This window comes from Vibrio campbellii CAIM 519 = NBRC 15631 = ATCC 25920, assembly GCF_002163755.1.
In the GTDB taxonomy this organism is placed as follows: domain Bacteria; phylum Pseudomonadota; class Gammaproteobacteria; order Enterobacterales; family Vibrionaceae; genus Vibrio; species Vibrio campbellii.
Genome location: NZ_CP015863.1, coordinates 985,789 through 999,160, shown reverse-complemented (window position 1 = coordinate 999,160; position 13,372 = coordinate 985,789). Strand labels below are relative to the sequence as shown.

General features: G+C 47.2%; 9 protein-coding genes and 1 pseudogene. 2 read left to right on the top strand and 8 right to left on the bottom strand.

What is annotated here, in order from left to right; genetic code table 11:
• Positions 1–135: 135 nt before the first annotated feature.
• The 5 genes from A8140_RS04860 to A8140_RS04840 all read right to left on the bottom strand — a co-directional run bounded on the left by A8140_RS04860 (position 136) and on the right by A8140_RS04840 (position 5,145).
• Positions 136–951, bottom strand: coding sequence for a hypothetical protein (locus A8140_RS04860; protein WP_005529922.1), 816 nt, complete (start codon positions 949–951; stop codon positions 136–138).
• 168 nt (positions 952–1,119) lie between these two features.
• Complete coding sequence (locus A8140_RS04855) at positions 1,120–1,245, bottom strand: GlyGly-CTERM sorting domain-containing protein (RefSeq protein ID WP_005529924.1); 126 nt, start codon at positions 1,243–1,245, stop codon at positions 1,120–1,122.
• A gap of 248 nt (positions 1,246–1,493) precedes the next feature.
• The gene (locus A8140_RS04850) at positions 1,494–2,861 is read right to left on the bottom strand and encodes a TrkH family potassium uptake protein (RefSeq protein ID WP_005529926.1); all 1,368 of its coding nucleotides are present in this window, start codon (positions 2,859–2,861) and stop codon (positions 1,494–1,496) included.
• Positions 2,858–3,520, bottom strand: a complete 663-nt coding sequence (locus tag A8140_RS04845; protein WP_005529928.1) for a potassium channel family protein — start codon at positions 3,518–3,520, stop codon at positions 2,858–2,860. Before A8140_RS04845 ends, A8140_RS04850 begins: the two co-directional genes overlap by 4 nt.
• A gap of 389 nt (positions 3,521–3,909) precedes the next feature.
• On the bottom strand, positions 3,910–5,145 hold the full coding sequence (locus A8140_RS04840) for a DEAD/DEAH box helicase (RefSeq protein ID WP_005529930.1): 1,236 nt from the start codon (positions 5,143–5,145) through the stop codon (positions 3,910–3,912).
• A 141-nt stretch (positions 5,146–5,286) separates the two neighbouring features.
• Between A8140_RS04840 and A8140_RS04835 the strand changes: the two are divergent.
• Positions 5,287–5,549, top strand: a pseudogene (locus A8140_RS04835) (transporter associated domain-containing protein); the annotation flags it as partial.
• A 93-nt stretch (positions 5,550–5,642) separates the two neighbouring features.
• On the opposite strand, the gene A8140_RS04830 reads toward A8140_RS04835, so the two are convergent.
• On the bottom strand, positions 5,643–7,604 hold the full coding sequence (locus A8140_RS04830) for a TonB-dependent receptor domain-containing protein (protein WP_005529932.1): 1,962 nt from the start codon (positions 7,602–7,604) through the stop codon (positions 5,643–5,645).
• Between the two features lie 119 nt (positions 7,605–7,723).
• Between A8140_RS04830 and A8140_RS04825 the strand changes: the two genes are divergently transcribed.
• Positions 7,724–8,464, top strand: a complete 741-nt coding sequence (locus tag A8140_RS04825; RefSeq protein WP_005529935.1) for a 4'-phosphopantetheinyl transferase family protein — start codon at positions 7,724–7,726, stop codon at positions 8,462–8,464.
• A gap of 17 nt (positions 8,465–8,481) precedes the next feature.
• On the opposite strand, the gene A8140_RS04820 is transcribed toward A8140_RS04825, so the two are convergent.
• Positions 8,482–9,423 (bottom strand): hypothetical protein, encoded by a 942-nt coding sequence (locus A8140_RS04820; protein WP_005529937.1) that lies wholly within the window; start codon positions 9,421–9,423, stop codon positions 8,482–8,484.
• Positions 9,416–13,363, bottom strand: a complete 3,948-nt coding sequence (locus tag A8140_RS04815) for an enterobactin synthase subunit F (protein WP_005529939.1) — start codon at positions 13,361–13,363, stop codon at positions 9,416–9,418. The genes A8140_RS04820 and A8140_RS04815 overlap by 8 nt, the downstream gene beginning before the upstream one ends.
• Between the last annotated feature and the right edge of the window lie 9 nt (positions 13,364–13,372).

The following is a 13,372-nucleotide window of genomic DNA, read 5'->3' as shown; positions in this document are numbered from 1 at the left end:
TAAGGTCACCTTCAGCCCCGAATTATTCATGGGTATTTACGATTAACGAAGAGGTTTGGGTTATTAGGAGAGAAAAAGAAGTTGGAAGCATGCCCCACGAACCATCGGCAATCATGGGGCAAGTATGAGTTTCAATTAACCACGAAACTCATAAGCATCGCTTTGAGAGTCAGGCACACCTTTGAATTTAGCGCGCTCAATGTTCAGAATCGTTCGGTAGCTTAAAGACAAAAGTGCTATTTGGTAAGCGCCAAAAATACCGAAGATCACACCAGACACAACAAATGCCAATATGTGATTAAACTCGGCAAAAATGAACTGGTTAACAGCGCCAACTAATAGAGGGATAAGCCCCATCAAGACAAATATCTGCTTGTTATAAGGCTTGCTCTGTCTCCATGCGTCACCAAGGCTTCTAGGTTCACGATCTAGCGCCGTCGCTGGCAAAACTAACGACCAACGCGAAAGGATCCAATGACCTGGGATACTGGCAAGTAAGGTAATGATAGTGAAAGTTAACTCACTCGCTTCTCCACCTTCTGCCGCATACAAAAAGGTGACGATGAATATAGGAAGCGCCAATGTAAACATCATCGACAAACCAAACAAAATCCACCAGCCAATAAAGCGCAGCTCGCGCATCGATAATCGCATCACATCTAGAGCAGAATGCATGTACTCATGTGCAAGGTAGATACGATGGATACGTACTACCGCCATTGCCGCGACCAGTGGATACAGCAGAAAAGTTGTCACAAAGAAGCCGGCACCAACGCTGGAAAAGTCAGGTTCTTGCGATCCTTGAACCAAGGCTCCTTGATATTGAGTAATAAATATCGTGTGAACCACGATCAAAGGAATACACGCTATTACAATCGCGAGTAAGTTTGCCCTGACCATGCCCACAGCCTCTTGGCAAATAGCAGCAACAGAAAACGAATTATCAGACATAAAAATATCCTTACTTTTATAAGTATCTAGCCATAGACTACGCCTCAAAAATAGACAGCGCGTAAAAATAAAAGTGAAACTCATCTCATACTAAAAAGATTGATGAGTTTATCGTTGGAACAAGAAATAAGAACAAAGCCACTCGAAGGAGTGGCTTTGAGATATCGATTAAGCGCGACGACGCCAGCCCAACAGTGCTAACAGCATTAACACCCAGTAAGAAGCACTGCCTCCGCCGCCTGAGCTACCGAAGTCATTGTGGAGGTCAGAGTCATTCGATAACACATCAATCATGATGCTCTTACCTTACTCCAAACTACGGCTCCATGAGTTCAATGCGCAGATAACGCATTTCATACGCAAATAAAACAACAAGTTACACATAATAGGACTATCGAATACTACAGATTTCAATCAATATTGAAATACTATCGCCACAAATAAATAGAAATTATTCTCATTTATTTGATGAATTTATAAAAAACGCGAGAGGCGGTTAAACCACACTCTCGCGTAATCGTTTATTGATGATTAATCTATTATTAACCAGTCAAGACATTGTCTTCTGGGTACTTGATCAAAGTTGGTTCAGGACGCGCTAGCATATACGCCAACGTCAGAGGTCCGATACGTCCGATTATCATCACCACAATCATGATGTACTTACCCGGCTCCGACAATTCAGCTGTTAAACCAGCGGTAAGGCCAACCGTTGCGAATGCAGAGATGGTCTCGAACATCACCTTATCGAAGGCCGCTTTCTCCGTGATCATCAATAAGAACATTGCGGTCGTTAAGATAGCACCACTGACCACAATGATAGCCAGCGATTTCGTCACCGTTTGCCAGTTTACTGTGCGTTTGAAGATCACTACATGTTTCTTCTGGCGTAAGAAGGTCCATGTCGCCATAAATGCCACAGCAAAGGTCGATACCTTAATACCGCCACCCGTTGAGGTAGAACCCGCACCAATCAGCATCAACACGATCATTACCAACAAGGCAGGCTGGGTAAACTGAGCTAAATCGATACTGTTAAAACCCGCTGTTCGCGCACTTGCAGATTGGAAGAACGCCGCTAGCCACTGCCCTGCCACAGGTAAAGATTCCATTGTGTTTGAATTATGCCTTTCCAATAACCAGAACATCACAGTACCGAGAGCAAGCAGTACTGGCGTAGCAATGAGCATGATTTTGGTATGCAGATGCAAGAAGTGGAAGCCTCTACGCCAATGCAGCCATAAATCACCAATGACTGTAAAGCCCAAGCCCCCAAAGATAAACAACCCCGCCAACGTGAAGATCACCACAGGATCATTCACAAAGCTCATCATGCTGTCGGAGAAAAGCGCGAAACCGGCATTATTAAAGGCTGAGATGGAATGAAACAGCGCATAGAACATGCCCGTTTGCCAGCCCATTTCTGGTACCCAGCGGAACGAGAGGAAAATGAAACCAATCGTCTCTGCAATCAGCGCGAAGATAACGATTTTCTTCACCAGCTTACGCAGATTCACTTGGCGATCTTGGCCCAAGGCATCTTTGGCTAGCGCTTGCTGTCGAAGGCTCAAACGAACCCCAAACATGTAAAGTAGGACAGCAGAGAGGGTCATTTGCCCTAACCCACCAACTTGCATTAAAAACATCAGCAGAATTTTACCTGCTAGTGTGAAGTGCTCACCCGTATCCACCACACCCAGGCCGGTCACACTGATGGCCGAAGTTGCGGTAAATAGTGCATCGGTCAGTGACAAGCCGGTAACAGAGAACACAGGTAGCGTGAGCAGTACAGCAGAAGGCAATAACACACTGAGAAAGCTCAGCAATATAATGCGCGGTTCGCCACCTTTCGCTTTATCTCGTTTACCATCTGGGACGTAAAAAACGCCTCTCTGATGAAATTGCTTCATAGTGATTGCAACTTGCTCGCAAGTTTATCTTGAGGACCGACGACAATAATGAGGTCGCCGATTTCTAATGTGGAATTCAGATCAGGCGCTTTGGTAATCTCAGGGCCGCGTTTAAAGCCAAGCACCTGTACGCCCTCGACTTTACACAAAGCCAAGTCGCCCAGGGTTTTACCCATCCATCGCGATCCAATGACAAACTCAGTCATCGCTAGGCCGCTACCAAGTGGGTGGAACTCAAGAACGCGTTTATCAAGCATCTTGCGCGCAACACGTATCCCCATGTCGCGCTCAGGAAGAATCACATGATCAGCTCCAATTTTTTGCAAAACGCGAGCCTGAAAACGGTCTTTCGCTTTGACCCACAGAGATTTAACTCCCACCTCCTTGGCGATAAGCGTTACGAGAATACTGGCATTAACGTCAGCACCGATGGCGATCATGACCATATCATAATCTTCAAGTCTTAATTCAGAAACGGTATCTTCGAGAGTACAATTAGCAACAATTGCTTGGCTGACGAAACCTGCCGCTTCTCTCACTCGGTCTTCATTGATGTCTACTGCCAAAACCTGTGAACCGGAATCCTGCAGTTCTTTACAAACAGCCAAGCCAAAACGACCCAGACCAATTACCGCAAATTGCTTATCACCCGTTTTCATTCGTGCCTCATATGTCCGTTGAAAAGCAGTCGAAAAAGTCTGCGTCTATTCTTTACCATCTGCAAACAAGACAACAGAAAATTGACAAAATCCTAACTCAGACTTTCACACTCAATATCCGTAAAGCGTAGACACAATGATTGAGTTTTCCTAATTTTTCGCAAGCAAATCAGAAGAATACCCACCAAGTTCACACTTAGTGCTGGGTCATATTCATCGCCCATTCAAAACCGCTGCTTTTAGCCAGCAAACACCAATTCGTCTGCCATGGAAAGCATGCACCAACGAAAAATGAAAAGTAATAGACTGAAATCAAAAACAAAAAAGCCACATCGAAATGTGGCTTTATCTCTATGAAGACAGGTTTGATACAAAAACAAACGTGCAGATTATTTAGAATCGCGCTTGTGGCCGTTATCACGACGAGGACGCTGATCTTGCGGTTTTCGCTTGTTCTTTGGCACGTAGTTTAGAATTGAAATTGGCACAGGCTTTCTTGGTGCAAAGCCTTCAATTTCTACACGCTCTAATAAGTGGCCAAGACGACTTTCAATCATGCACAGGTTTTTGAAATCGTCTTTCGATACCAATGAAATCGCTTCACCCTGCGCGCCAGCACGGCCAGTACGACCAATGCGGTGCACGTATTCGTCTGCCGGGTATGGCAAATCGTAGTTGATCACCACTGGCAAGTTGTCGATATCGATACCACGTGCCGCAACTCCTGTTGCAACCAGATATTGAATTTCACCCGCTTTGAACTGTTCAATCAGCTCTTGGCGAACGCGTTGGTTACGACCACTGTGGAACGCTTCGGCCACGATGCCGCGCTTCTCTAACTGAGTCACTAGCTTCGCTGCGCCGTGTTTGGTTTCAATGAATACCAATACTTGTGACCAGTCGTTCTCGTTTAGCATATGGCTCAACAGTGACGACTTCATGTCTTTATCAACCGTAGTGATCCACTGCTTGATGTTTGATTTTGATGCGCTGTGTTTCGCAATCGAGATTTCTTCAGGATCGACAATCGCGTTCTTCGCCAAATCACGCACTGGGTTTGATAGCGTTGCAGAGAAGAGCAAGCTTTGAATGTCTTCTGGCATGCAATCGACGACCTTATCGATCGAATCGATGAAGCCCATATCTAACATTTTATCGGCTTCGTCCAGCACCAGCATTTCCACTTCATCAAAGTGAATGGCGCGTTGGCCGTAAAGGTCAATCAAACGTCCTGGCGTACTTACGACAATATCAACGCCGTCAATCAGCGCTTGTTTTTGCGGTGCGTAATCTACACCGCCGAACATCGCCATTGAACGCAACGGTAAGTTCTTACCGTAAGCTTCGATGCTTTGGTGTACTTGAAGTGCAAGCTCGCGCGTTGGTGTTAGGATGATCGCACGTGCACGCTTTTTACGTTGCGTTTCACCTTGGCTCAATTTTTCTAAGATTGGCAATACAAAGCTGGCAGTTTTACCCGTACCGGTTTGTGCTGCGGCAATCAGGTTACGACCACGCAGAACAATAGGAATGGCTTTTTGTTGGATAGAAGTCGGTTTTTCATAACCCAGCGCCTTCACAGCATCTGTGATAGGAGAGCTTAAACCAAGCTTAGAAAATGGCATAGAAACGTCTCAACGAAGAAATGGGCGCGTAGTGTATCAGAATCCGTCTTAAGTAACAGAGTCATTCACACCAGCAAGTTGATTGGCTTAAAAATCACGTTCTCTGGGTATGGCGGCGTAGCATATTTCGGCGAAAAATAGAAAGATGGCAGTTTACTGATAAATGACCTAATTCGGCTTAACGAACAGAAATACAAGCTCGGACTCAATGGCATTGAGGGTGAAGAGAGTGAGTTTTTTCAAACCTTAAATGGCTCTTAACGTGGTTAATCGGGCGAATACCGACTCAAGGTAAAACTGTTGACTATCAGTGTTGGCGATCCGAGATACTGCATGTGAAGAGCAATCGTATCGTTCAGGTTAAAGTCACAGAAACCATCAAAGAAGTTGAAGCTGAATGTTAAACATTCATGAGATAGACATGAAAAAATAGCCTCTGCGTAGAGGCTATTTTAGTTTTCAATAAAACCAGTCGTTCAACAAGGCCAATAGTCTAATTAGAACAAGTACGTTGCGCTTACGTACGCACTGCGGCCTTTCTCAGAATAACCGTAGTAATCATCTTCATCATCCAACTCGACGTCAAAGATGTTGTTCAAACCCGCTTTTAGGTTAAATTGTTGGAAATCGTAAGCCACACCCAAGCCAACAAGCGTATAGCCATCGACCGTTTTGTTTTCACGACTTTGGTTAGTAATGACTTGTTTACCAATGTAGTTCACGCGGGCAAAGGTGGTGAATGAATCGAAGACTTCCCAATTTACATCTAGGTTTGCTAAGTGCTCAGGCGTTTTAGTTAGCTTATCACCACTGCTCTTGTCTCTCGCGTCCGTGTAGGTGTAGTTACCTTTTAGGTTGATGCTATCGGTAATGTCATACCAACCCTCTAGTTCAAAACCTTTGGTCTCCGCTTTGCCGATGTTCTGATACGTGAAAATAGGCGTTTGACCCACCGAACCTACTGGCCTAGTTAGGTCTCGCTCAATCTTGTTCTTCAAGTCGGTATGGTAGTACATCAGACCAACACCCATCGCTGTTGTCTCATACGCTAGCCCAGCTTCGTAGCTTTCTGATTCTTCCGGTTTTAGATCTTCATTACCGGTTAACCAACAACGGTTACCACAGCTGATCACGCGAACTTGGTCGCTGCTTTCCATCATACCCGGAGCACGGAAGCCACCACCAAAGCCACCTTTCAGAACAAACTCATCCGTAAAGCTGTAAACCGCGTAAGCACGTGGGCTAAAGTGGCTGCCATACACTTCATGAAAATCTTGACGACCACCTAAAGTCACAGCCAATTTATTGAGGTCAAACTCGCCTTGAACAAAGACCGCTCCTTGATAGTTGTCGATATCACCCGACGGAACATCACGGCTATTTTTCAGCTCCGATGTGCGGTACTCACCGCCGAACACCCATTCGTGCGAATCGTGCCACAAACCAGAAAGTTTAAAATCAAGTGTGTTGTTTTGTAGTTCAACGTCCGCTGCACCATTGGTATACGCCGTACTCGCGTCATCCAGTTGCATGTTTTCGCCGTACAGACGCACTTGCGAATCTACCGTATCCCAAGCGCCTTCGTGAGTCAGGCCGTAATTCCAACGCGTGGAATCTTGAGTGTTCGTCTGTGAACCTGAGCGAGGGTGAACCCAATCTGCTTCGCGCTCATCGTTGGTGTAAATCACATCCGCGATCAAACGTTGCTCTTCTGTCAGTTGCCAAGCAAGCTCACCAAAGACGTTTGTTGTGTCTTTTTCTTCTAACGCATCGAAGTCTGGATTCGTGTCGGTACGCCATGGGTCACGAGCCGAACTTTCCACAATAATACTGCCTTCAACATTCTCTGAGAGACTGCCGCTTGCGTACGCGTGCCCTTTCAAGCCGTCACCACCATCGCCTTCAAGGATGCTCTCATACTGCAAACCCAGCGAGCCCGATAGTTCTTCTGTTGGCGCCTTCAAAATGACGTTAACCACACCACCCATGGCTTCAGAACCATACAAAGAGGATACTGGGCCGCGAACCACTTCAATGCGTTGGATCGCGGTAAGAGGAATGCTCGATAGGTCAAAGTCGTTACCACGGATCAACGCATCTTGAGAATTGATGCGACGCCCATTGATTAGCACCAAAGTGTGTTTAGAATCTAAACCACGAATACGAATGTTATTACGACCGTAAGCGGTGCTGCTCAGAACGCTAACACCTGTCGTACTGCGAATCGCTTCCGAGATATCCTTTACTGGCATCTTCGAAATATCATCGGCGGTGATCACCGAAACGGAAGCTGGCGCGGTTAACTCAGAGTGCTGAGTAAGCGACGCGGTTACCACCATGCGCTCCATTTCCACCACTTCGTCTTTATCGTTCGCAAGCGCAGAGCCACTGAACGCAGTCAAAAGCGCTCCCGTTAAAACAGAAGGCATAAACATGGGCTTTTTCACTGAAGTTTTCACTGCATTTCCTTATATCTATTTTATCAATCATTTAGGCTCGAAAACTCTAAAGAATGAATGTATAAATAGCAATCATTAACATTCGCATTCAAGCCAAAGGTTTGAGCTAGGTTTTATTTTTGAACGGCAACTTATTGAAAGTGACACAATTGAAAAAAGAAGCGCCAGATAGTCCCCTCGCCCCTTTTCGTCTTCACCTAGAAGGTGCCAGTCCAAAGGTTTACATCGTGCAAGCCACACCGGAGATGTACTCTCAAGTGGGCCTTGCCGAAGAAGAAAAACACATTCAAAAGGCAGTAGAGAAGCGCCAACGCGAGTTCAGAGCTGGGCGCCACGCGGCGCGGTCTGCCATGCAAAATTTGGATTTATCCAAACCGAATATGACGGAGATGCCGATCCTGACAGGTCACTTTAGAGAGCCCCTTTTTCCAAGTGATATCAGTGGCAGCATCAGCCATACTGATGGCATTTGCCTTGCCGCGTGTGCCCAAAAAAACGAAGTCGCCAGCCTAGGAATCGATATTGAAAGCAATACCGCGCTTGCCGAGCACCTTTTCTCTTCCATCTACACTCGCGATGAACAAGCACTACTCAACCGTACTCACGATCTTCCTGATACGCTGATATTCAGTATCAAGGAAAGCATTTTTAAGTGCTGCTTTCCCTTCGTTCAGGTGTACTTCGATTTTCTCGATGCACAGATTACGTTAGAGCCCAAGAACAAACATTCAGGGCAATTTAGCTTTGAGCTGATTGGCCGCAACCAAGACGCATTGAAAGCAAAATTGCCAAATCTCTCATTTCATGGACACTACTGTTTTGACCAGCAATACGTGCTCTCGCTGTGCTACTTTTCCTAATGAATTTGTCATGTTTGTTATTCGGTGACCTTTTTGATCACCATCTGCTGTCGCTCATTGACTAGCGGCAACCGTTGTTCTAGCCGTGATTTCCACATCAACGGTACGTTCACACCATGTGCGTCCAATTGACGACTTTGCGGCCCTAGATACCAATAAGCGTCCACCAATTTATCCAGCGAGATAAACGCGTAAGGGTTGACTGGTGGTTTCTTCGGGATCAAATCGAGGAACGACTTTTGGCTTAACTTAGGCTGCGTTGTCGCATAGATGCCATGTTCTGTATGACTGAACTCACTCGTCAGAATGTGCGGCCACACAGAAACGTAACGCTGAGCAAACTTCTGCTGAGCCAAATCACCAAACGTCTTATGCTTAGCCATAAAACCTAACGTCGGAGAACGCTTGAGAATGTGTCGCGCACCAACAAGCACCACAACGCCTCGCTCACTCTTCACCACTTGCTTCTCGACACCATCGACTAACGCTTGATCACGTTGGGCATTAATCTTTGCCAACTCTCCCGCATGCGCGATGTCTCGCCATTTGAAAGAAGGCTCTGTCAGCACAACGTTGATAGGCACCTTGCGCTGTTCATTCGCCGCTCTTAAACGTTGGAAGAACTGGCCATAACACGGGTGTAACCAAGCTGGAAATGCAACCGAATCCAGCCACACTGCAGCCAGTTCTGCATCGGTAATCGTCTCGCCCATTAGGTAATTGTTGAGTAAAGCTTGATGCTTGGCGTTACCAAACTCGATAAATAAATGGGAAAACATCCCATCGAGTTCCGCATCCAACAATACGTCGGTCATCTTTTCGAACAACTCGCCATACCAATGCGCTTCGCCAATCGCCAAAATGGCGCCAGCTTCCAATTTGGCTTTGAAGAAAGTCAGAGGGGAAATCATCCCCTCCAACTGAGCGTTCGATCTAGATTGTGTTGACGAATCAAACATCGAACCTCTCTCTTAGCTCTTTCACCATGTGGGTACCAATCAAACGCAGCATCTCTGGACGCATCATGTCACGGTGCAAACAGGCCACATCAACCACTTTGAGGTCGCCCTCCATGTACTTGAACCAGCCATTACGATCGAGGAACGACTCTTCTGGTGGCTTCTCAGCGTTGAAGAACAACACATCACCTTGGTAGTGGTAATCCACCGCATCACGTACACGCTGGTTGTTGTTGATCACCACCTCAATCATGGCTGTGATGGTCTCGGTGCTCAGGTGCGCCATGGAAGAACCTGCATCTTGCAGGATGTCGATCACCTCTGGCTTAGTGATGCTGGAATGCGCGGCTTCATCAAACTCAACCCCCGCCATACGGATCAGTGCACCAAGCGCTTGCTCTTCTCCCGGTGGATGAATGGTTTGCCACTGCTCTGTAGGGTAAGAATCCAGCAACGTGACTAAGCCCACCTCTTGGCCTTGCTCTTGTAAGATACCCGCCATTAGGTGAACAATCATGCCGCCAATCGACCAACCCAGAAGATGGTAAGGTCCAAAGGGTTGCTCTTCACGAATCGCAGCCACGTAGTCTTCTGCCATCTCCTTCATGCTCTTTGGTAATGGTGCAGAAGGGTCACCAAGGTTACGAGCTTGGACACCATAAAGCGGAACATTAGACGGAATGATTGGCGTCAGTGCCGCGTAACACCAACTTAGACCACCAGCGGGGTGTACACAGAAGATAGCGGCTTTGCCTTCACGCTTACGCAGCGGTAACAAAATGCTCAGTGCATCATCACTTTCGCTGCCGTTGAGCTTGGCCGCGATACCGGAAACCGTTGGCGATTCAAATACCGCCGCCAATGACAACTCAATCCCCATGATTTCTTTCACGTGGGCAATCAACTGCGCAGCCAATAGGGAGTGCCCGCCAAGCTCGAAGAAGTTGTCATCCACACCGACCGCAGGCAGATCCAATAACTGACAGAACAACTTACACAAACGCTCTTCAACTAAGTTACTTGGCCCCTTGGTACCGACTTGACCAGACAGATCCGGCTTCGGTAGTGCGCTGCGATCCAATTTGCCGTTAGGCGTTAATGGAAAGGCTTCAAGCTCAACAAAGTAGCTCGGCACCATATACTCTGGCAGTGGTTCCGCGAGGTACGTTTGCAATGCATTGCTATCGATACCCTGCTCAGTATTCTCAGCGGTGACGTAAGCAACCAAGCGTTTGTCGCCGTCATTGTATTCCTGAGCCAACACTGCCACTTGAGCAACACTTGGATGGTTGGCCAAGGCATTCTCAATTTCTTCCAGCTCAATACGGAAACCGCGGATCTTGACCTGAAAGTCACTACGGCCACAGTACTCAATCGCACCATCTTCACGCCAACGAGCCAAATCGCCCGATAGATACATTCGGCTGCTTTGTGGACCAAATGGATTTTCGATAAAGCGTTCTGCCGTCAGTTCTGGCTGACCATGGTAGCCTTGTGCCAATTGACGCCCAGCAATATACAAGTGCCCTACCACACCCGGCGGTACTGGGTTTAATGCATCATCAAGAATGTAGATTTGCGTGTTCCACACTGGACGCCCGATTGGAATCGACGTGCCTTCAGTATTGGCTTCACTTGGCCAATAAGTCACATCCACAGCCGCTTCTGTTGGGCCATAAAGGTTATGCAGAGGCGCGTTGAATGCTTGGTAATAGTGATTAACTAACTCGATAGGCAACGCTTCACCGCTACAGAACACTTGGCGTAAGCTTTGACATAAATCGGGGTCCGCCTGCTGAACAAAGATTTGCAGCATAGATGGCACAAAGTGCAGCGTGGTGATCTTCTCGCGATGAATAAGATCTTGCAGATAAATCGGATCTTTGTGTCCGTCCGGTTTCGCGATCACTAAACATGAGCCAACCATCATTGGCCAAAAGAACTCCCACACCGACACATCAAAGCCCGCTGGCGTTTTTTGCAACACGCGATCTTTCGCAGTAATCGGATATTGGTCATGCATCCATAGCAATCGGTTAATGATCGCATCATGGGTGACCACCACACCTTTTGGTTTGCCCGTCGAACCAGAGGTGTAAATCATGTAGGCCGGAGAGTGCGGCTCTGGCTTCACTTGCGGAGGCAGTGGCTCGACTCTTTTGTAAATGGTTGGCAAGGTGTCATCATCGACCAGTTTCAATTCCACACCTTGCGGCAACTTGTCTTGCAGTGCCGACGTAGAGAACACAAACTTAGGCGCAGAGGACTCTAGCATGTAGTGAATACGGCCCTCTGGATAATCTGGGTCCACCGGTACATAAACCGCACCTGCGGCCAGAATCGCCTGCTGTACAACGATCAACTCTTCACTTCTTGGCACACATACCGCGATGCGATCACCCAGAGTAACGCCTTCTGCCGTCAGCCAGTTGGTCAACGAGTAGACCTTTTTCGCTAACTCTTCGTAGCTGAGCTTTTGGCCTTCAAAGATTATTGCTGGTGAATGGGGGGTAAGAATACGCTGCCTTGCCAACAGAGCGGCTAACGTCGTCTCGGGTACCTCGTGGTCAGTGTCGTTCCAAGTTTCGATGACTTTCTCTCGCTCACCAGCAAGAAGAATATTGATATCGCTGACTTGGCAAAGAGCTGGATCTTGAGCTTGCGCGCTTGCAAAAAAGTCGCTCATAAAGTGGAACAAACGCTGTTGATGCTCGTGAATATCTTTCTCGGAATACAACTCCGGATTGGCATCCATATCGATATGAAGCTGACCACCAAGCTCGTAACAATAAAACGAGATATCATCCACTGGACCAGCGGACAAGTTATGCGCTTTGGAATTAAGCTCGCCAAATTTATGCTCGTATTCAAACGGCATGATATTAACCAAGGGACCAAATAGGTTACGGTTGTCTTTTACCAAGTTAAGCTCACGGTGAAGCTCTTCATAACGGTAGCTTTGGTGACGACGAACCGAGGAAAACTCTTGGTTGACCTGTTTGACCAGCGTCTTAATATCCAAGCCTTGTTCAAAGCTGACGCGCACGGGCAAAATGTTCACGCGCATCGCTGGGGTTTGAATCGCAACAGAACCTAAACGCCCCATCAAAGGTACACCTAGAACAACTTCATTAGAACGCGTCATGCGGTGTACATAAGCGGCAATGGATGCAATGAGCACGCTGTACCAGTGGGTACGACACTGTTTCGCCAGTGATTCCATGCGTTGGAAATCGTCGACTTCCATCGCGCCTTTTAAACGTAAAAAACGGTCTGATGTAACGGTCGGTTTGCCTGCAAGGTTGACGGTATCTGAATGGTCTGCGTAACGTTGAAGATAGAAAGCACGATCTTTTTGGTATTTCTCCGACGCTTTGTAGTCGTCGTCCTCTTTTAGCAAGGCTTGCTGGTCGACAAACTCGATCTTGTCGAATGGTTTCCCCTGAGCAAGTTGGCCATAAATATGTGCCACGCGTCCCGCCACCAAGGACATGCTGTAGCCATCAATCGCGATGTGATGCAGCGATAGGAACCACACGAACTGGCCTTCTGAAAGCTTGAGCAATGTCATAACGAATAATGGGCCTTGCTCTAAATCGACAGGTTGTTTCAGCTCTGACTTCATCCAATCGACGGCTGCATCCAGCGGTGCATCCTGTTGTAAGAAATCGATTCGCTCTACCTGCCAGTTTTGGCGGTCAATCACCATGCGTGGACCTTCGGTGGTGGTGACAAACTTAGCGTGTAAGGAATCTACCTCATCAATCGCCGTTTTAACCGCTTCAACAAAACAAGGCTCATCCACCTTGCCATCAATCACTAGGTATTCACCTGTCTTGTAAATTGGATTTTCTGGATCGCGCAACTGGGCAAACCAAATCCCGGCTTGGGCATCCGTCAGCGGCAACAGTTGCTCCGCTGTATAAGGTAAATCGTACATGTTCATTCC